This is a genomic window from Blastococcus colisei (assembly GCF_006717095.1).
GTDB lineage: Bacteria > Actinomycetota > Actinomycetes > Mycobacteriales > Geodermatophilaceae > Blastococcus_B > Blastococcus_B colisei.
On sequence record NZ_VFQE01000002.1, the window covers coordinates 75,349 to 93,796 of the forward strand.

The following is an 18,448-nucleotide window of genomic DNA, read 5'->3' on the forward strand; positions in this document are numbered from 1 at the left end:
CTACGCACCTTCGCCTTCGGCCGAGGGCCTCTGAAGGACCTCAGCGACCCTAAGGAGTTGCCGCTCCAGTTCCTCCTTGGCCTCACGTGCGCGGAGCTCCAGGTCGGCGACCCATGCAAGGACATCGGTTCCTGGCGGTATCCCCGCATCCTCGAAGTCGACAGCTTCCAGCAGGGGTCCCAGTCGCTCTTGCTCCAAGAGCGGACGAAGGGGGGCCAACTGGTCGTCCAACTTCTCAACCTCGGCGATCACCCCGGTCGAGAGCAGCTCGAGCCCCTCCACGATTTCGACGGTCTTGTCCGCATCGTCGTCAGCGTCATGGTCCGGCGGCTCGCCGTATCGAATTTGGCGACCGACACTATCCGCCAATCTCTCAAACACGTCAGCCCACAGGCTCTGAAGTCGGGTGCGGAGCTGGATCTCAACTGGAATGCCGGACACGAAGGTGACTAAGTGGAGGGCCCTGTAACCCGACTGAGGACTCCTGATGCGGTCGATTAGTTTGTCCTCGACGTCGAACGAGCCGCAGAGCCCCCGTGCGAATACTCCCTGAGTCGTCAGGGTGAAGTCAGCGACGACGCGGACTCCGGCGATGTCGTGTATGTAAGGAAGCCGCAGACCTGGAGTGCGCTGCAGCTTCTGCAGGAGCGTGTCGATAGACTTCGTTCGGCCCGTTACAGCGAGCCCACCGACAGCCGCTGACCAGTCAGTGTTATCCAGGATTTCTTTAACAAATACTTGGGCCTGGTCGTAAGCGTCAAGGGTCTCCTCATACAGGTCGAGATCGCCGGACCGTTCCTCGTCACGGGCAAGACGTTCACCCAGCCGCGCTAACTGGCTTCGGCTGGCGGGCAGCTTGATCCCCGGGTGCTCCACACGACAAACCCTGCCAGGCATGACCAAGGGGGGACGCACACGTGTCCGCCAACGGCTCTGCCCACGCCTAACTTGCTGGCAGTTCCCGTCCTGGCTGCAACCTTCCTGGCTGGCAATTCTAGATCCTTCCCTGCACATTGCTGGTCATCGTCGGCAGGGGCCTTCGGCTGGCCGAAGGCCGAAAGGAACAAAGTGGGCATCAGGACGTGGCGACCCCCGATGGACCAACAGCGGTCCCTAGTACCCGGCATAGAACGGGGTCCAGAAATCGCCGGGGGTCGTCATCTCCTTCACCGGCCGGGGTTCCTGCTCCGGTGCCTGGTCCTGCGACGGTGCCATGAGGTCCACGATGGCCATAGTCGCGATAGTTGCGATCCCTAGTGCGTAGGCCGAGCGATGCCCCGTGTACGGCGGTCGCCGTCGCCGCGACTGCGGGCGCGGTATTCGAGACCAGCTGTGCCGGGGCCGAGGAGCGGCCCGAAGAGCGGCGCTGTACACGAAGGTCGCCTTCGCCGCGTTCCAGATCCCCCAGATCCCGAGAAGGAGCGCACCCGCCACGGTGTTACGCACTACCGCGGGCCAATCGGCCGGGGTCATGGCCATGGCCCAACCGATCAGCAGCGGTGCCACAATCGCGATCACCCAAGGGTCTGTGAGCTTCTTCTTGAGCCGCGGCACGGCGCCGGGCGACTGCTGTCGTTCCTCTAGCTCGACCGTCACGTCATAAGCCTGAGGGAGAAGGACAACGCTTGCGGTGTACCGGGCGGGTAGATATTCCGAAGTTGTGTTCGGAGTCATACTTTCGTGCAGGTTCCCGTTTGCCGTGCCGATGGTGGCGGCGGCGCAGTAGGCCCCGTGAAGGGGTGGGGGACCTATCGCCTGCGGATGTCCACCGTCGACGGGTCGAAGGACGACGCGCCCCGAGGCGACGGCAGCAGCACGACGGCGCACAGGGCGTCCACGACCTCCCGCTGCACCGCCAGGTCGGCGGCCCGGAACGCCGCGGCCGGGTCCGGCGCGGCGGCCATCGTCGCCAGCCGGGAGGATCGGGCGGCGGCGGTGATCTTCCGCTCGACGACGGCCAGCTCGGCGGTGCGCCGGGCCTTGACCGCCTTCAGCGTGGCCCCGTCGATCACCTCGTCGTCGTAGTCGCGGACAGCCCGGTCGATCTTGCCCCGGATCACGTCGGCCTCCTGCCGCAGCTCGGACACCTCGGGGGTGGCACCGGCAAGGAGGCTGGCCACGTCTGGCTGGGCGAGCCGCTCCTCGATCACGTCGGCCACGTACCGGTCCACCGGCTCGGCCGCCCGGGACAGGTGCCCGTGCTGGCGGCAGATGTAGGTGCGGACGTTGCCCTGCGTCCGGCGGCCGGTCCGCATGGTCACCGGCTGCCCGTGCTCGTCCACCTCCCCGGCGGCGTCGCATCGGCCGCAGACGAACAGTCCGGACCCCAGCCAGCGCCGGGCGGTGCCGAGTGTGTTGACTTTCCGCACCGGGTCAGTCAACAGGGCCACGGCCTTCTCATGCTCGGCGTCGGAGACGATGCGCGGCCACTCGCCCCGCACACGGAGCTCGTCGTCGGCCCCGGCGTGGTACACCCGCCAGCCCGCGTAGCGCGGCGACCGCAGCAGGTAGGCCACACCCTTCCGTGACCAGCGGTTGCCCCGGACGCTGGGGAGCCCGGCGGCGTTCATCGCCTCGGTGATCCGCACCAGCGACTCGCCCCGGAACAGGCGGTCGAAGGCGTCGCGGACGACCGCCGACTCCTCAGGGTCGATCTTCCCGCCCGGCCGGTAGCCGAACGCCCGGCGGGAGGGGCACTCGCCCCGCTCGGCGGCCTGCACCGCCTGGCGGCGCTGCCGCTCGGCCTTCTGCTCGACCTCCAGACGGGACCACACGGCGGCCTGCCACGCGGCGGCGCGGCCCATCGCCGTGGTGAGGTCGAACATGGCGCGCACCAGCATGACCCGGGCGCCGGTGCGCTCCACGAGGTCCACCAACTCGACCATCTCGCCGAGCTGCCGGAGCAGGCGGTCCTGGGTCTGTGCGACGACGAGGACCGACCGGCCGCCGGCCTCGAGTTCGGGCAGCAACTCACCGTTGTAGCCGGGGCGCGGCTTCTTGCTGCTGGCGGAGGTGTCGTTGTCCACGATCACCCGTGCCGCGTCCGGGTTGATGCCCTCCCGGACGAGGAGGCGGCGGCAGTCCTCGATCTGGCGGTCGATGCCGTCCGCGTTGTCCTTGCTCTGCCGGGCGTAGATAACCGCCCTGACCTGCGCGTTCCGTGTCCCCATGCCGACAAGACTACCTCGAATACGTGCACTTATAGGAAGTCTGGTGTGCCGACTGCTACGTGCCGCGTCGCAAGGGGTACGCCAATCCCATCACGGTGTTCACCAACGTCGACGACTTCGTCGCGGCCGGGTACGAGGTGCACCTGAACCTCTCCCCCGTCGTCCTGCGGGACGGGTGGGAGGCGGACTGGACGGCGCTGCTGCGGCAGCTCGACGACGTGCTCTCCCCCGTTGCCAAGCGGCAGGCCGCCGCGGAGGTCATCCTGCTCACGCACAACCGCGACCTGCACGAGGTGAACCTCGGCTGGCATCCCCGGGCCGAGGAGCTGCTCTGGCGCCCGGAGATCCAGCAGCCGAAGCGCAGCGGGAACGGCCAGGAGAACGTCCGCTACCGGAACGACGTCAAGCGGGCCGGCGTCGCGCGGCTGCAGTTGCTGATCGCGGCCCACGCGCCGTGGCTCACCGTGCGTTACGCCTTCTGAGTCGCCTCGTTGACATGGCGACATGTCGACACTTCGTCGCCGCCCGCTGACGAACCGTATGCGACCCTGTTCCTCCAGCCCAGGCCGACCAGCGGGGGGAGACCGGCACCCATGCTGAACCCCGCCTTGCCCGCACACGCGCTGCTCGAGGCCCTGCCCGACACGGTCGTCGTCGCCGACGCCGCCGGCCGCATCTCCTACATCAACCCGGCGGTCTCCACCCTGCTCGGTCACGATCCGGCGGACCTCCTCGGCCGGCCGTTGACGGTCCTGATGCCCGAGCGCTTCCGCGGCGCCCACGGCGCCGGCTTCTCCCGATTCCGGCTCACCGGGCAGGGCGAGCTGGTCGGCGCCACCACCCAGGTCCCCGCCCTGCACGCCAGCGGCCGGGAGATCGCGATCGACCTCACCCTCGCCAGGCTCGACCCGGCACCCGGGAGCGGGGCGGACGCGGCGGTGGTGGTCGCGGTCCTCCGCGACGCCGCCACGACGATCCTGCTGGAGCGGCAGCTGCAGGTCAGCCGGTACCTGACCGCGACGCTCCGCGTCACCGCGGCCCTCACCCAGGCGCCGGACTCCGACGTGGCCTTCCAGCAGCTCCTGCCGACGCTCTGCACCGAGCTCGACTGGGACGCCGCGGCGCTCTGGGAGCCCGTGAGCGAAGGCGGCCGTCTGGTGCACGCCGGCACCTGGACCGCCCTCGGCGAGTCCGTCCCCGCCCTGGCCGCCGCCGCGCTGGGGCGCACGTTCGCCCGGGGCGAGGGCCTGCCGGGCCTGGCCTGGCAGGAACGCGCACCCGTCGTCATCGACGACCTCTGGACCGATCCACGCTTCCTCCGTCCGGACGCCGCCCGGGCCGACATCCTCCGCACCGGCGTGGCGTTCCCCGTCATGAGCGGAGACACCCTGCTCGCGGTCTGCGAGCTCTTCTCGCACGAGCAGCGGGCGGTCCCGTTCGAGCTCCTGGACGTGCTGGCCCACGCCGGCCGGCAGATCGGCCAGTTCCTCGCCCGCCTGCGCGCCGAGTCGGAGGTGCGGGGATTGGCCGACACGCTCCAGCGGAGCCTCCTGCCCTCGCACCTGCCCACGATCCCGGGCGTCCGGCTGGCGGCCCGTTACCGCCCCGGCGGCGGCTCGGGCCTCGTGGGTGGCGACACCTACGACGTCATGCCGCTGCCCGACGGCCGGTGGATGGTGCTGATCGCCGACGTGTGCGGCACCGGGGCCGAGGCGGCGGCGGTCACGGCGCTGACCCGGCACACGGCGCGGGCAGCAGCGTCGGCGGGCAGCCCTGGAGAGGTGCTGGGTGCGGTCAACACCGCTCTGCTGCAGCAGCAGTCCACCGGCCCGCTCCGCTTCGTCACCGCCTGCTGCCTCGTGCTGGAACCCGCAGAGCGGGGATACCGGGTGCGGGTCAGCGTCGCCGGCCATCCGCTCCCCCTGCTGCGTTCGCCCGACGGCTCGGTGACCGAGGTCGGTGCGCCCGGCCGGCCGCTCGGCATCGATGCCGACGTCGACGTCGACGAGGCGCTCGTCGTCGTGCCGCGCGGGGCGACGCTGGTGCTCTACACCGACGGCGTCACCGAGGCGCGCGACGACTCCGGAGTCCAGTTCGGCGAGGACGGCCTGATCCGCCTGCTCGAGGGGCTGCCGTCGGGAGACGCCGAGACCACCGTCGACACGGTCGCCGCCGCCGTCGAACGGCAGCTGCTCGGGTCCCGGCACGAGGCCGACGACCTCGCCGTCCTCGCACTGGCAGTGCCGTCGGCTCAGCCGGTCTGACCGGTGTCGTGGTGGGCGGCCCCCACAGGCTTGGACTCCGGCGAACCCCGCTGGCGGAGGTAGACGCTGAAGATGGCCATCGACCCCACGGCGAGCATCTCCGACTGCCAGTTCTGCAGTGTCCGGTTCCAGAACTCGGCCTGCCCCAGGTAGCCGACCCAGCTCACCGGGTCCTCGCGACCCATCAGCTGCTCGTTGTTGAAGGCCGACCAGCCCGCCACCGAGGAGGCCGCCCAGGTGAGCAGGAACAGGGTGCCCATGACGACGCCGAGCGAGCGGGAGAAGAGCGCCGTCCGCACCCCACCGGCACGGGCCCATGCCGGGGAATCCTTCCGCAGGTGCTTGCCCAGGCTCTGCTGCTCGTCGGACTCCCGGCCGACCTTGTGCGGCTCCTTGGACTCCGCGGAACCCAGCTGGACCAGCCAGACGGTCGCGAAGACGTAGAGGAAGAACTGCAGGTACTCCGACTGCCAGTTCTCCATCACGTCGACGGCGAACGACGACGAGGTGACGAACCGGGCCAGCGAGATCGGTTCCAGCCCCTCCGACAGCCGGTGGTCGTTGACGTCGGCCACGCCGGCGAAGGCCTGGCCGACGAGGCTGGCCAGGAACAGCCCGCCGAAGGCGAGGCTCAACCCGTTGAGGAACAGGAAGCGGCGCACGCCCGTCACCGCCCCAGGAGGCCGATGAGGGTGAAGAACGCGATCCCGGCGAGGATGACGGCCAGGTAGACCACGTAGACGGCCCGCACGCCCCTCACGACGCCTCCACGTCGCAGTCGTAGGGCAGGTCGGCGCCCTGCGGTGTGCAGGCCGCGGCGCTGACCCGCCAGCCGTCCGAGGTCCGGGTCAGGAAGAGGGTGTCGTCGGAGAGCTTCACCTGTGCCTCCTCGCCCCAGACCTCGATCGCGGTCACGTCGCCGGACCCGAGGGGCAACTCGGCGAGCACGTCGTCGCAGGGCCCGTCCTGCTGCACCGCGGCCAGCGTGGTGCTCGCCAGGAGTTCGCAGCGGGTCCCCGGATCGTCGTCGGCTCGCGCGAAGGTGGTCGCGAGGTCCTCCACCTCGTCGGCGGACAGGTCGCCGCAGCCGGTCAGCACCGCGACCGCCAGGGCCACGGTTGCAAGTCCGAAGCGAGTGGTCACCGTTGACTCCTCTCCATCCCGTCGCAATGCGTGGTCGGCCGACTACCCAGCTCGGAGCGACGGACAAACGATCATCCCCCGAACGGCGGACCCGTCGCGGCTACCGTGGCGGCGTGGCTCGGGTGGCGGTGGTCGGCGCAGGTGTGGGCGGGCTGTCGGCCGCGGCGCGGCTGGCCGCGGGCGGCCACTCCGTCACCGTGCTCGAGCAGGGGCAGGAAGTGGGCGGAAAGCTCGGCCGGTACGCACGCGACGGCCACGTGTTCGACACCGGCCCGAGCCTGGTGACCATGCCGCAGGTCTACCGCGACCTGTTCGACTCGACCGGCGGGCCCCTCGAGGAGGCCGTCGACCTCGTCCGCCTGGACCCCGCCGTCGCCTACCGGTTCGCTGACGGCGTCCGGCTCACCGTGCCCGGCGCCCCGTCGGAGATCCCGCAGGCCCTCACCGATGCCCTCGGCCAGGGGGCCGGTGCGCAGTGGTCGGCACTGCTGGACCGCGCGGCGGCGATGTGGCGGGCCAGCGAAGAACCCTTCCTCCGCCGACCGCTGCAGGGTGCGGCGACGCTCGCCCGCCTCGCGCGCAACCCCGCCGACGTCGCGACCATCGCCCCGTGGCAGACGCTGCGTGGGCTGGGGCAGCGGCAGCTGGACGACGCCCGCCTGCGGATGCTGCTGGACCGCTACGCCACCTACTCCGGCTCCGACCCCCGGCGGGCTCCCGCGGTGCTGGCCACCGTCCCGTACGCCGAGCAGGCGTTCGGCTCCTGGTACGTCCGGGGCGGGTTGCACCGGCTGGCGTCGGCGGTCGCCGAGCGGGCCACGAGGAACGGCGCCGTGCTCCGTACCGGAACCCGTGTCCACCGGGTGCTCGTCGAGGGCGGCCGCGCCGCCGGGGTCGAGCTCGCCGGTGGTGAGCGCCTGCCCGCCGACGTCGTCGTCTCCGGCGTCGACGCCGCCGCGCTTTACGCCGACCTGCTGCCCCCCGACCGGCGCACCCGCGGGATCCGCCGCGACCTGGCCCGGGTCACGCCGTCGCTCTCCGGCGTGGTCCTCCTGCTCGCGCTGCGGGGCCGGACCCCGGGCCTGGCCCACCACACCGTGCTGTTCCCCGAGGACTACGACGCGGAGTTCGACGCCGTGTTCGGCACCGGTCGCTTTCAAGGCGCCCCCCGCCCGGTGGCCGACCCGACCGTCTACGTGAGCGCCCCGGACGACCCGGACCTGCGGCCGGACGAGGACAGCGAGTCGTGGTTCGTGCTGGTGAACGCGCCGCGGCACGACCCCTCCGGCGGCGTCGACTGGGACCAGCCCGGCCTCGCCGCCCGCTACGCCGCGGAGCTCCTCGACGTGCTCGCCCGGCGCGGCCTCGACGTCCGCGACCGGCTGCGCTGGTGCGAGGTACGGACGCCGGCCGACCTCGCCCGCGAGACCGGCAGCGTGGGCGGGGCCATCTACGGCTCCTCGAGCAACGGCACCCGGGCGGCCTTCCTGCGTCCGGCGAACGCCTCCCCGGTGCCGGGCCTGTTCCTGGTCGGCGGCTCGTCCCACCCGGGGGGCGGCCTCCCCCTCGTGGCGCTCTCCGCGGAGATCGTCGCGGATCTCGTCGGTCCGGCCTGACGACCCTCAGCCGGGGACGGTAGCCGTGACGGTGACCACCGGAGCGCCCGGCGCGACCGCACGGGGCGTGTCCGCGCGGAAGCCTGCCTCCGTCAGCTGCCCGACGAGCCCAGCGACGTCGGTGATCGCCATGTGTCCGTCCCCCTGGCAGCGCAGGAGCAGGTCGAGGTGCCGGCTGAAGAACTGCCGGGTGGCCACGGTCGAGACCAGGAACAGCACTCCTTCAGGGGCCAGCAGGCCGGCGATCTCGCGCAGCAGCGGAACACGCTCAGCCATCGGCAGGTAGTAGATGACGTTCGCCAGGAGCGCGAAGTCGAACGTGTCGGCGAGCGGGCCGGTCCGGCCACCGGCAGGTTGCCGCACGTCGGCCTGCAGAACGGTGGCCCGCCCGGTGAGACCGCGCTCGTGCAGCGTCCGCCCGGCCAGTGCGGCGGCACCCTCGTCGAGGTCGACACCGACGCCCTGGGCCTCCGGGGCAGCGTCCAGCATGGCCGCGAGCTCCAGCCCGGCCCCGCAGCCGATGTCGAGCACCCGGAGGGGACGGCGCTCCCGGACAGTGCGCGTGAGCTCGTGCATGACGAGCGGCTCCATGGCGGCCGACAGCCGCGCGATGAGCGGTCCCTGGTCGGCCATGTCCCGGCAACGCGGGCCGCCGCCGAGCATCGCGGCCGTCTGCCGGTAGGGAGCGGTGTGCAGCCCGGCGAAAGCCTCGTAGCCCGCGCGGACCACGTCGTCGTCGACGAGCGCCCGCCCGCGGGCAGTGAGGTGCCACGGCCGGTCCTCGCCGCGGCTCAACAGCCCGACCGAGACCGTGACGCGCAGGAAGGCGAGGAGCAGGGCCTCGTCGACGGCGCCGAGCTCACGGGCGAGCTCTTCGGTGGTCGCGTCGCCGCCGGCCAGGACATCGAGCAGGCCGGTGTGCACCGCGGCCGCGCCCACGTTGACGCGGACCGCGGCCAGTCCGTCCCGGGTCGCCCGGATCCGCGCCAGCGGGTTGCCCCCCGACGCCACCTTCCACAGGGCTCCGGCGTTGACCATCGACATGTGCGGACTCCCTGCAGCGGCCGTTCCTTCCGACACTGTGGCGGCTCGGCTTCGTGGATGCCAGGGTCGGGCGCGTGCGCACCGATCCGCCGGACTCCGGCCCCGAACGCGACCTGCTGGCCGCCTAACTCGACTACCAGCGCGAGACGGTCCTGCTCAAGACCGACGGCCTGACCGCCGAGCAGCTCGTCCGGACGATTTCGTCGTCGTCCCTGACCCTGGCCGGGCTGCTCAACCACCTGGCGCTGGTCGAGGACACCTGGTTTCGCGTGCGCTTCGCCGGCCTCCCCGCGCACGAGCTCTGGGCTGGGCACGACTGGAATGCCGATCGGGACATGGAGTTCCGCACCGCGCACGACCTCGCTCCCGAAGAGCTCCGGGTCCGGTACGCGGATGCGTGCGCCCGCAGCCGGGTGGTCGTCGGAGGCGCGGAGAGCATGGATCAGCTGTCCGCCGGGATGTCCCGGCACACCGGCCGGCGCTGGGACCTGCGGTGGGTCCTGCTGCACATGATCGAGGAGACGGCGCGCCACGCCGGCCACGCCGACCTGCTGCGCGAGGCCATCGACGGGACGACCGGCGAGTAGCCGCGGTGAGGGCGGCCGGCTACCGGCCGCCCTCCACCGATGAGTCCAGGACCGTCTCGACCCGGTCGACCGGTGCCCCTGCCTCCAGCCAGTGCAGGAGGGTGCGCGCGCCGAAACCCGTGCCGCCCTTGACCACCTCGGCGTCGTCGGAGCCGGCCCGCGCCGGCCCCGCCACGTCCAGGTGCGCCCACGGCAGGTCGCCGGCGAACGGTCGCAGGAACAGTGCGGCCGTGGTGCCGCCCGGACCGCCGGGGGCGTTGTTGGCGTCGGCCACCGCGCTGTCGAGCAGGTCGGTGTGCTCCTCGAGCAGCGGCATCCGCCACGCGGGCTCACCCGCCTGCGCCCCCGCCGTGCGCAGCGCGTCCGCGAGCCCGTCGGTCGTGGCGAACAGCCCGGCCGTCTTCACGCCGAGGGCGACCTTCATCGCCCCGGTCAGCGTCGCGATGTCGACGAGCACCGTCGCACCGAGTTCCAGGCGCGCGTACGCGAGCCCGTCGGCCAGGACCATGCGGCCCTCGGCGTCGGTGTTGAGCACCTCGGTGGTCCGCCCGCCGACGTGCCGGACGACGTCGGCCGGCCGGTAGGAGGAGCCGGAGACGGCGTTCTCCGCCGCGGGGACCACCGCCGTCACCGCGATGGGCAGCTCCAGCCGGGCGACGGCGTCGACGACCGCCAGTACAGCGGCACCGCCGGCCATGTCGGTCTTCATCTCGCGCATGCCGGCGTTGGGCTTGATCGAGAGCCCGCCGGTGTCGAAGGTGATCCCCTTGCCGACCAGGACCGGGTGCGCAGGCGGTGCCTCCGGGTGGCGGTAGCTCGCCACCACGACCCGCGGTGGGGACGCCGAGCCGCCCCCGACGGCCAGGACGCCGCCGAACCCGCCCGCGCGCAGCTCCTCCGGGCCGAGGACGTCCACCGTGACGTGCGGCCGGGACCCGAGCCGGTCGACCGCCTGCGCCGCCAGCCAGGCCGGGTTCTTCTCGTTGCTCGGGGTGTTGACCAGGTCTCGCGCCCAGGCCACCGCGTCCGCGGAGATCCGGCCGGCCTCTCCCGCGGCGACGACGGCCGGGTCGGTGGCATCGGCGGCGACCACGGTGACCGTCTCCAGCCGTGGGGGGTGCGGTCTGGACAGCTTTCGGAACCGGTAGCCGGACAGCAGGGCGGCCTCGACCGCGGCGCGCACCTCGACCGCACCGGCCGGGGCGACGGTGCTGTCCAGGGGCAGGACCAGCCGCCGCGCACCGTGCTCGGCCAGCGCCTGCGCGCGGCGGACCGCGGTGGCGACGTAGTTCCGGAGATCGGGGAGGGTGCCCGCCCCGACGCCCACGGCGACGACGCTGCGCGGCCGCCGCCCCGCGACCGGGATGGAGGTGTGCGTACCGGCCGACCCCTTGTTCCCGGTGTCGGCCAGGGCGCCGGTGAGCAGCTCGGGGCTGACCGGGGGCGCGGACGCCCCGTCCAGCCAGGGCGGCAGAGCGCCCCCGCTGCCCACCGGCACGGCGAGGACGTCGTCCGGGCCCAGGGTGGGGATCTCGGACAGGATCTCGACCCGCGGCAACGGCGCGGCCCCGGACGCCGGCGAGCTGCCGGCGGCCGGGGCCGTGTCGTTCGCGGGGCTGCCCGGGGGCAGGCTCGCGAACGTGTTCAGCTGGTCGCGCCCTTCAGTGCCTCCGAGAGCGCCGCCGCCTCGTCGGGCGACAACTCGACGACCAGGCGACCGCCCCCCTCGAGCGGTACGCGCATGACCAGGCCGCGCCCCTCCTTGGTCACTTCGAGGGGACCTTCACCCGTGCGCGGCTTCATGGCCGCCATGCGTGCCTCCTTCATCGGCCCACCACTCCCGCCGGGGCAGAAGTGGTGCGGCGTCCGTCGCTGCTGTGCGCTCTGCGCCAATGATCCCGTATGAGCCGCTTCCGTCCAACATGAGGTCCCCGCGGGTCACTCCGACGCGCCCACCCGGAAGCAGTCGACGACGTGGTCGTCGACCATCCCGGTGGCCTGCATGAGCGCGTAGGCGGTCGTCGGGCCCACGAAGACGAAGCCTCGACGCTTGAGCTCCTTGGCCATCGCCACCGACTCCGCGCTCGTGGCCGGCACGTCGGCGAGCGTCGCCGGGCGGGCCCGCGGACCGGTCGGTACGAAGGACCACAGGAGTGCCGAGAGCCCCTCCGGCAGCTCCTGCGCCGCTCGGGCGTTGCGCACGGAGGCCGCGATCTTCGCCCGGTTGCGGACGATCGAGGCGTCGGCCATGAGCCGGGCCTCGTCGTCCCCGGTGAACTCCGCGACGGTGGCGATGTCGAACCCCGCGAAGGCGGCACGGAAGGCGGGCCGCTTGCGCAGGATGGTGATCCAGGAGAGCCCGGACTGGAACGCCTCGAGGCAGAGCCGTTCGAACAGCGCGTCGTCCCCGCGGAGGGGCCTCCCCCACTCCTCGTCGTGGTAGGCGACGTACTCCGGTGCGCTGTTGGCCCACGCGCAGCGGGACCGCTCGGCTTCCACGGCGGGGACGCTAACGCGTGCGTCCGACACCTCACGGCCGGTCGGGTCAGGGAACGGCGGCGTCGACGTCCGACAGCTCCGACGGCCGGGTGCGCACGGGGCTGCGCCGGGTGGCCAGCACGCAGCCGACCAGCACCAGCGGCAGCCCGACGGCGATGCCCAGGGTGAAGGGCTCGTCCAGCAACGCCACCCCCAGGAGCACGGCGACGACGGGATTGACGAAGGTGATCACCAGGGCGCGCTGCGGGCCCACCTCGCGGATCAGCGCGAAGAACAGCGCCAGAGCCACGGCCGTGCAGAGCACACCGAGCGTCGCCAGTGACACCGCTGCCTCGGCCGACGCGTCCCCGAGCTGACCGGCCCGCGGCAGGGCGAAGGGCGCGTAGACGACGGCGGTGACGAAGAGCGCGATCGAACTGGCCGCGACGCCGGGCACGTCGGGCAGCTTGCGGCTGACGATCAGCGGCGCGGTCGCGTAGCCCACGACCACCAGGGCCACGGCCACCAGCGGCAGCAGCTGCGCACCCTCGACGTCCAGGCCGAGCAGCGCCACGATGCCGACGACCCCGAGGCACATGCCGGCGATGCGGACCGGCGTGAACCGCTCCTCCTCCCCCGCCAGGCGGGCGGCGAGCGCGGCGACGAACGGCACGCCCGCGACGAGGAGGCCGGTGAGCGAGCTCGACAACGACTGCTCCGCGTAGGACAGCAGCAGCCAGGGTCCGGTCATCTCCAGGACGGTGAATCCCAGCAGCGGCTTCCAGTGGCGCAGCGCGGGCCGCAGCTGCCCCCTGGCGATCGTCCAGGGCAGCAGCAGCGCGGCGCCCACGACGCAGCGGGCGAACACGACCACGACGGGCGAGACCTCGTCGACGGCCACTTTGATGAGCAGGTACGGGATGCCCCAGATGACCGACATGGCCAGGAACAGCGCCCACCCGCGCCGGCTCACGGCCGGGGCCTCTCCGTCGTCACCGGTGCATCCTGACGCACGGCCCCGTGCACACCCGCGAGGTGTCAGCCGCGGGCGGCGACCGCTGCGAAGCGCTTCAGCGAGCGCCGGATCCCGAGCAGGGCGAACGGCCGCACCAGGAACCAGCCCACGACCCCGAGGTAGCCGTAGGGCAGGTAGAGCCGCTCGGTCCACACGAAGGTCGATCCGTCACCGCGCGGGTGGATCTCGAAGATCCCCGGGCCGCGGATCAGCCGGCCCGTGTGCTGCACCTCGACCAGCCGGGGCGGCTCCCACTTGGTGATGATCATGGTGTCGAGGACGCCGATCCGCCGTCCGCCCGGCAGTGGCAACCCGGTGCGGGCGGCCAGCCGGCCGTGCAGGCCCTGCGCCGGGCCGCCCACGGTCTCGACGTCGGTGGCCAGCATCCACTCCCCCTGGCTCTCCCAGTCGGTGAGAGCCGCCCACACCCGCTCGGGCGGGGCGTCGATGTCGATGCGTTCGACCAGCTCAGGCACGTGGCGACTCCTCGTCGTCAGGGGTCCGGGCGTCGTCCGACCCCGGGTCCTGCTCCCCCTTCGGCGCGGGCCGGGGCGCCGGATGCGCCGGCAGCTGCGCACGGAGGGCGCTGATCTCGGCGTCGCGCTCCTCGAGCACCAGCGCGAACTGGTCGATCAGCCAGTCCACCTCGGTCATGCGGTAGCCGCGCGCAGCGACCGACAGCTGGAGCGCGCGGACGTCGTCCGCGGTGACCGGCCGGTCGCCGGGCAGCGCCACCGGCGAGCGGTCCGGCTCCGCCGGCGGCTGGGTCTCCCCGCGGCCCAGGAGCAGCGAGGCACCGAGGAACAGCAGCGCCCCGACGACGAGGACCCCGACGACGAAGGCGACGAACGAGAGCATCAGGCCTCGAGCGGTCCCTGCTCGACCGGCACGTGCTGCATGCCGCCACCGCCGTCGCCGGTGCGCCGCGCCTGGTCGGCCGCCTGGATCACCGCCATGACCTCGCCGATGTCGTCGGTGACCGTGATCAGGTCCAGATCGGCGGCGTTGATGGTGCCGGTCCCGGCGAGCGTCGTGCGGACCCAGTGGATCAGCCCCGACCAGTACTCGGTGCCGAAGAGGATCACCGGGAAGCGGGTGACCTTGCGGGTCTGCACCAGGGTGAGCGCCTCGAAGAGCTCGTCCAGCGTGCCGAAGCCGCCCGGCAGGATGACGAGGGCCTGGGCGTACTTCACGAACATGGTCTTGCGCACGAAGAAGTAGCGGAACGAGATGCCCACGTCGACCCACTCGTTGAGCTCCTGCTCGAACGGCAGCTCGATGCCCAGGCCGACCGAGAGACCGCCCGCCTCGCTGGCCCCGCGGTTGGCCGCCTCCATCGCCCCCGGACCGCCGCCGGTGATGACGGCGTACCCGGCCTGGGAGAGGGCGGCGCCGATGGCCACGCCCGCGGCGTAGTGCGGGTGGTCGCGCGGGGTGCGGGCGCTGCCGAAGACGCTCACCGCGCGGGGCAGCTCGGCCAGCAGCCCGAACCCCTCGACGAACTCGCTCTGGATCCGGAGCACGCGCCACGGATCGGTGTGCACCCAGTCGCTGGGGCCCCGGCGGTCGAGCAGCCGCTGGTCGGTCGTCGTGCCCACCGTCTGCGGGTCCGGCTCGCCTCCGCGCAGCATGATCGGGCCCCGGTGCCGGGTGGGGCGGGAACTGCGGCCGTCGGGCTGGGAGCTCGGCGGAAGGGTCATGTCTGGTTCCTCACGACTGGGCTGCCGGACAGGTAGGCGGTCAGGGCGTCCTCGGCCGGCTGGAGCCGGTCGACGAGGACGTGTTCGTCCCGGGTGTGCGCGAGCTGCGGATCGCCCGGACCGTAGTTGACGGCCGGGATGCCGAAGGCGGCGAAGCGGGCGACGTCGGTCCAGCCGAGCTTGGCCCGCGCAGGCCGGCCGACAGCGGCGACGAAGGCGGCGGCGGCCGGCTCGGAGAGCCCCGGCATCGCGCCACCCGCGTTGTCGGTGACGGTGAACGTGACCCCGGCGGCGATCGCGTCGGCGAAGACCTCGCGCACGTGCGCCTCGGCAGCGTCCTCGTCCCGGTCGGGGGCGTAGCGGAAGTTGACGGTCAACGACGCCTCGTCGGGAATCACGTTGCCGGCGACGCCTCCGGAGATGCCCACCGCGTTGAGCCCCTCCCGGTAGGTGAGCCCGTCGATCTCGACCTCGCGCGGCTGGTAGGCGGCCAGCGTCGCCAGGGCCCCGGCCAGTCCGTGGACGGCGTTGACCCCGAGCCAGCTGCGCGCGCTGTGGGCCCTGCGGCCCGTGGTCTCCAGCCGGGCTCGCAGGGTGCCCTGGCAGCCGCCCTCGATCTCGCCGTCCGTCGGCTCGAGCAGGATGGCGAGATCGCCGTACAGCCAGCCCCGCCGCTCGCGCGCGACCCGGCCGAGGCCGTTCTTGACCGCCTCGACCTCCTCGTTGTCGTAGAAGACGAACGTCAGGTCGTGCGCGGGCTCGCCGCCGGGGACGCCGAACCGGCCGGCCAGCCGCAGCATGACCGCGTCACCGGACTTCATGTCACTGGCGCCACATCCGTACAGCCGCTGCACTCCGTCGACTTGCCGCAGGTCAGACGGCACGTTGTCGGCGATCGGCACGGTGTCGAGGTGCCCCGCGAGCACGACGCGGGAGGGCCGGTCGAGGTTCGTCCGGGCCAGCACGCTGTCGCCGATCCGCTCGACCTCGAGCCCCCCGAGACCACGAAGGGCTGCCTCGACGGCGTCGGCGAGCGGCCCCTCGGAGCCGGACACCGAGGGCGCATCCACCAGTGCCCGGGTGAGGGTGAGGACGTCGGCGGACAGGTCGAGCTGCGGGAGGTCCGTCACGACTGCCGAGCCTAGGGGGCGACAGCGGCCCGGCCCGCCCCGGCACGGACGGCGCTCGGTGGTCCCTCGGTAGCTTGGTCCCCGTGACTGCCCCTGTCTCCGCCGTAGCCGCCGGTCTGGCCACCGTCACCCCCTCCGGGACGGTGCTGGACACCTGGTACCCCGAGCCCCGGCTCGGTGCCCCCGAGGACGCGAAGCCGGGCACCACCCGGCTCGGCGCGCTGGAGCTCTCCGGCGAACTCGGGCCCGACTACGGCGGCCTCGTGCGCCGCGACGAGGCGCGCGGGGTGGAGATCATCGCCGTCCGCACGGTGATCCCCGACCTGTCGGAGCCGCCGGTCGACACGCACGACGTCTGGCTGCGGCTGCACCTGCTCTCCCACCGGCTGATCCGGCCGCACGGCGCCGACATGACCGGCGTCTTCGGGCTGCTGACCAACGTGGCCTGGACCAGCGCCGGGCCGGTCGAGGCGGCCGGGTTCAACGCCCACCGGCTGCGTGCGGCCGTCGGGCACGTGACGGTGTACGGCGTCGACAAGTTCCCGCGGATGCTCGACTACGTCATCCCCTCGGGCGTCCGGGTCGCCGACGGCGACCGCGTGCGCCTCGGCGCGCACCTGGCCGAAGGCACGACCGTCATGCACGAGGGCTTCGTCAACTTCAACGCCGGGACGCTCGGCCCCTCGATGGTGGAGGGGCGGATCAGCGCCGGCGTGGTCGTCGGAGCCGACAGCGACATCGGCGGCGGCGCCTCGATCATGGGGACGCTGTCCGGCGGCGGCACGGAGACCATCACGATCGGCACCGGCTGCCTGCTCGGCGCCAACGCGGGCATCGGCATCTCCCTCGGCAACGGCTGCGTCGTCGAGGCCGGCTGCTACGTCACCGGCGGCTCGCGCGTCACGCTGCCCGACGGCTCGGTGGTCAAGGCGCGGGACCTCTCGGGCCGCGACGGCCTGCTGTTCCGCCGCAACAGCGTCAGCGGCGCGCTCGAGGCGCTTCCTCGCGACGGCAACTGGGGCGCCCTGAACGCCGAGCTCCACGCGAACTGATCCAACCCACCGACCCGTACAGGCATAGGAAGCTATACATGCGTTCTGGGCCGGCGAGACGTAGGTAAAGCCTCCTATGCCTGGGCGACTCAGGTGAGGTTGGCGGGGGCCTCGGCTGGGACGTCGAGGTGCTCCAGCAGCGCGACGGCGAACTCCTGCGGCCGTTCGACGTGCGGCGAGTGGCCCACATCGGGGAGGACGACCTCGCGGTAGGCACCCCCGGTGGCGGCGTAGCGGTCGAGCACCGCACGGGTCTGGGTGACCATCGGCTGGGGCGGGCAGGCTTCCGCGCCGGGCCAGCCCGGCACGGCCCCCACCGAACCGAGGAACGCCAGGTCGAACACCGAGGTGTCGGAGACGATCTGGTCGAGGCCCCCGCGGATCCACAGCACCGGCGGCTTGGTCGGCAGATCGACGATCCCCGACACGTCGAAGACCGTCGGGGCCATCGTGTTCAGCACGCCGCACGTCCCCGGGGCGACGCCCGGCCAGGCGTCGGAGGTGGCGGACTCCCCCGGGTAGTGGTCGACCCCGGTGCGGGTGCTCAGCATCGACGCCACGAAGACGTCTTCCGGCCACGGGTCCAAGGGGAGCGAGCCGGGCGCGACGTAGAAGGCCCGCAGGATCGACCGCGGGCTGGTCGGGCTGTCCGCCGTGGTGTCGCCGGCGGCCAGGGCCGCCACGAAGTCCGGATTGGCCGCCCCGGCCCCCGAACCGGTCCCGTCCTGGTGGAGACGAGCGCCGTCGGGTCCCGCCGTCCCGCCGAACCCGTACGGCGAGATCGGCGCGACCAGCGCCACCGACGCCACCCGCTCCGGGGCGTCGAGCAGGTACTGCAGCACGACGCCGGCGCCCATGCTCCAGCCCACGAGGTGGACGCGGTCCAGTTGCAGCGTTCCGATCAGCGCCGCGAGGTCGTCCGCCCAGTCGCGGACACCGCGCGTCGCGTCGATCGGCAACGGGTCGGTGTCGCCGTAGCCACGGAGGTCGACGGCGAGGGCGCGGTGCCGGCCGGTCCGGGCCACGTCGAGCAGGGCCTGCTGCCAGAACAGTGCGGAGCTCGCGTTGCCGTGCACGAAGACCACGGCCTCACCCGGCCCGGCGGGGTCGACGCCGTCGAGATGCAGCACCGACTGGGTGAGCCGGTGGGTCGGCACCCGGCCGGCAGCGATGCCGGGCAGCGCGACGTCGGCCATGGTGGTCCTTCCGGGCGGGGACGGGCCGCCCAGGCTAGCGAGGTCGGAGAGCG

At 72.7% G+C, this 18,448-nt stretch carries 19 protein-coding genes and 1 pseudogene; 5 read left to right on the top strand and 15 right to left on the bottom strand.

Annotated elements, in window-relative coordinates; all coding sequences use genetic code 11:
- From FHU33_RS19785 to FHU33_RS19795, 3 genes are all read right to left on the bottom strand, one after another.
- Entirely contained in the window at nucleotides 1-876 is an 876-nt protein-coding gene (locus FHU33_RS19785; protein WP_170182614.1) for a nucleotidyltransferase family protein, read from the bottom strand.
- Nucleotides 877-1,113: 237 nt separating this feature from the next.
- Nucleotides 1,114-1,596, bottom strand: a complete 483-nt coding sequence (locus FHU33_RS19790; protein WP_142027341.1) for a hypothetical protein — start codon at nucleotides 1,594-1,596, stop codon at nucleotides 1,114-1,116.
- Between the two features lie 152 nt (nucleotides 1,597-1,748).
- Nucleotides 1,749-3,170 (bottom strand): recombinase family protein, encoded by a 1,422-nt coding sequence (locus FHU33_RS19795; protein WP_142027342.1) that lies wholly within the window; start codon nucleotides 3,168-3,170, stop codon nucleotides 1,749-1,751.
- Nucleotides 3,171-3,229: 59 nt separating this feature from the next.
- On the opposite strand from FHU33_RS19795, the gene FHU33_RS19800 reads away from it, so the two are divergent.
- Nucleotides 3,230-3,652: a hypothetical protein gene (locus tag FHU33_RS19800; RefSeq protein ID WP_211355286.1), complete on the top strand. Its 423-nt coding sequence runs from the start codon at nucleotides 3,230-3,232 to the stop codon at nucleotides 3,650-3,652.
- 111 nt (nucleotides 3,653-3,763) lie between these two features.
- Nucleotides 3,764-5,434, top strand: a complete 1,671-nt coding sequence (locus tag FHU33_RS19805) for a SpoIIE family protein phosphatase (protein ID WP_142027343.1) — start codon at nucleotides 3,764-3,766, stop codon at nucleotides 5,432-5,434.
- Here the strand turns inward: FHU33_RS19805 and FHU33_RS19810 are convergent.
- Together FHU33_RS19810 and FHU33_RS19815 are read right to left on the bottom strand one after the other, a co-directional pair.
- Entirely contained in the window at nucleotides 5,422-6,096 is a 675-nt protein-coding gene (locus FHU33_RS19810; RefSeq protein ID WP_142027344.1) for a DUF6766 family protein, read from the bottom strand. The genes FHU33_RS19805 and FHU33_RS19810 overlap by 13 nt on opposite strands.
- A 94-nt stretch (nucleotides 6,097-6,190) precedes the next feature.
- Nucleotides 6,191-6,577, bottom strand: coding sequence for a hypothetical protein (locus tag FHU33_RS19815; protein WP_142027345.1), 387 nt, complete (start codon nucleotides 6,575-6,577; stop codon nucleotides 6,191-6,193).
- Nucleotides 6,578-6,690: 113 nt separating this feature from the next.
- Here FHU33_RS19815 and FHU33_RS19820 point away from each other — a divergent pair, with 113 nt between their 5' ends.
- Complete coding sequence (locus FHU33_RS19820; protein ID WP_142027346.1) at nucleotides 6,691-8,193, top strand: phytoene desaturase family protein; 1,503 nt, start codon at nucleotides 6,691-6,693, stop codon at nucleotides 8,191-8,193.
- A gap of 6 nt (nucleotides 8,194-8,199) precedes the next feature.
- Here FHU33_RS19820 and FHU33_RS19825 read toward each other — a convergent pair whose 3' ends face one another.
- Nucleotides 8,200-9,237, bottom strand: coding sequence for a class I SAM-dependent methyltransferase (locus tag FHU33_RS19825; RefSeq protein WP_142027347.1), 1,038 nt, complete (start codon nucleotides 9,235-9,237; stop codon nucleotides 8,200-8,202).
- 140 nt (nucleotides 9,238-9,377) lie between these two features.
- Here FHU33_RS19825 and FHU33_RS19830 point away from each other — a divergent pair.
- Nucleotides 9,378-9,824 (top strand): annotated as a pseudogene (locus FHU33_RS19830) (DinB family protein); the annotation flags it as partial.
- A 19-nt stretch (nucleotides 9,825-9,843) separates the two neighbouring features.
- Here the strand turns inward: FHU33_RS19830 and FHU33_RS19835 are convergent.
- The 8 genes from FHU33_RS19835 to dapE all read right to left on the bottom strand — a co-directional run bounded on the left by FHU33_RS19835 (nucleotide 9,844) and on the right by dapE (nucleotide 16,147).
- Complete coding sequence (locus FHU33_RS19835; RefSeq protein ID WP_142027349.1) at nucleotides 9,844-11,382, bottom strand: leucyl aminopeptidase family protein; 1,539 nt, start codon at nucleotides 11,380-11,382, stop codon at nucleotides 9,844-9,846.
- Nucleotides 11,383-11,468: 86 nt separating this feature from the next.
- Nucleotides 11,469-11,636 (bottom strand): DUF3117 domain-containing protein, encoded by a 168-nt coding sequence (locus FHU33_RS19840; protein WP_012947303.1) that lies wholly within the window; start codon nucleotides 11,634-11,636, stop codon nucleotides 11,469-11,471.
- 126 nt (nucleotides 11,637-11,762) lie between these two features.
- Nucleotides 11,763-12,323 carry a DNA-3-methyladenine glycosylase I gene (locus tag FHU33_RS19845; protein WP_211355287.1) on the bottom strand — a complete coding sequence of 187 codons (561 nt, stop codon included), beginning with the start codon at nucleotides 12,321-12,323 and terminating at the stop codon, nucleotides 11,763-11,765.
- 46 nt (nucleotides 12,324-12,369) lie between these two features.
- The gene (locus FHU33_RS19850; RefSeq protein WP_142027351.1) at nucleotides 12,370-13,275 is read right to left on the bottom strand and encodes a DMT family transporter; all 906 of its coding nucleotides are present in this window, start codon (nucleotides 13,273-13,275) and stop codon (nucleotides 12,370-12,372) included.
- A gap of 65 nt (nucleotides 13,276-13,340) precedes the next feature.
- Nucleotides 13,341-13,793, bottom strand: a complete 453-nt coding sequence (locus FHU33_RS19855; RefSeq protein WP_142027352.1) for an SRPBCC family protein — start codon at nucleotides 13,791-13,793, stop codon at nucleotides 13,341-13,343.
- Nucleotides 13,786-14,175 (bottom strand): DivIVA domain-containing protein, encoded by a 390-nt coding sequence (locus FHU33_RS19860; RefSeq protein WP_142027353.1) that lies wholly within the window; start codon nucleotides 14,173-14,175, stop codon nucleotides 13,786-13,788. Before FHU33_RS19860 ends, FHU33_RS19855 begins: the two co-directional genes overlap by 8 nt.
- On the bottom strand, nucleotides 14,175-15,017 hold the full coding sequence (locus FHU33_RS19865; protein ID WP_142027354.1) for an LOG family protein: 843 nt from the start codon (nucleotides 15,015-15,017) through the stop codon (nucleotides 14,175-14,177). Before FHU33_RS19865 ends, FHU33_RS19860 begins: the two co-directional genes overlap by 1 nt.
- The gene (gene dapE / locus FHU33_RS19870) at nucleotides 15,014-16,147 is read right to left on the bottom strand and encodes a succinyl-diaminopimelate desuccinylase (RefSeq protein WP_142027355.1); all 1,134 of its coding nucleotides are present in this window, start codon (nucleotides 16,145-16,147) and stop codon (nucleotides 15,014-15,016) included. The genes FHU33_RS19865 and dapE overlap by 4 nt, the downstream gene beginning before the upstream one ends.
- Before the next feature lie 83 nt (nucleotides 16,148-16,230).
- Between dapE and dapD the strand changes: the two genes are divergently transcribed.
- The gene (dapD, locus tag FHU33_RS19875; RefSeq protein WP_281281686.1) at nucleotides 16,231-17,199 is read left to right on the top strand and encodes a 2,3,4,5-tetrahydropyridine-2,6-dicarboxylate N-succinyltransferase; all 969 of its coding nucleotides are present in this window, start codon (nucleotides 16,231-16,233) and stop codon (nucleotides 17,197-17,199) included.
- A gap of 89 nt (nucleotides 17,200-17,288) precedes the next feature.
- Here dapD and FHU33_RS19880 read toward each other — a convergent pair whose 3' ends face one another.
- Complete coding sequence (locus FHU33_RS19880) at nucleotides 17,289-18,395, bottom strand: alpha/beta hydrolase (protein WP_142027357.1); 1,107 nt, start codon at nucleotides 18,393-18,395, stop codon at nucleotides 17,289-17,291.
- Nucleotides 18,396-18,448: the final 53 nt, after the last annotated feature.

Bases quoted from the DNA above. Each gene is read 5' to 3' on its own strand.
- FHU33_RS19795 (WP_142027342.1), bottom strand. From the start codon at position 3,170: ATGGGGACACGGAACGCGCAGGTCAGGGCGGTTATCTACGCCCGGCAG.
- FHU33_RS19805 (WP_142027343.1), top strand. From the start codon at position 3,764: ATGCTGAACCCCGCCTTGCCCGCACACGCGCTGCTCGAGGCCCTGCCC.
- FHU33_RS19825 (WP_142027347.1), bottom strand. From the start codon at position 9,237: ATGTCGATGGTCAACGCCGGAGCCCTGTGGAAGGTGGCGTCGGGGGGC.
- FHU33_RS19840 (WP_012947303.1), bottom strand. From the start codon at position 11,636: ATGGCGGCCATGAAGCCGCGCACGGGTGAAGGTCCCCTCGAAGTGACC.
- FHU33_RS19860 (WP_142027353.1), bottom strand. From the start codon at position 14,175: ATGCTCTCGTTCGTCGCCTTCGTCGTCGGGGTCCTCGTCGTCGGGGCG.
- FHU33_RS19865 (WP_142027354.1), bottom strand. From the start codon at position 15,017: ATGACCCTTCCGCCGAGCTCCCAGCCCGACGGCCGCAGTTCCCGCCCC.
- FHU33_RS19880 (WP_142027357.1), bottom strand. From the start codon at position 18,395: ATGGCCGACGTCGCGCTGCCCGGCATCGCTGCCGGCCGGGTGCCGACC.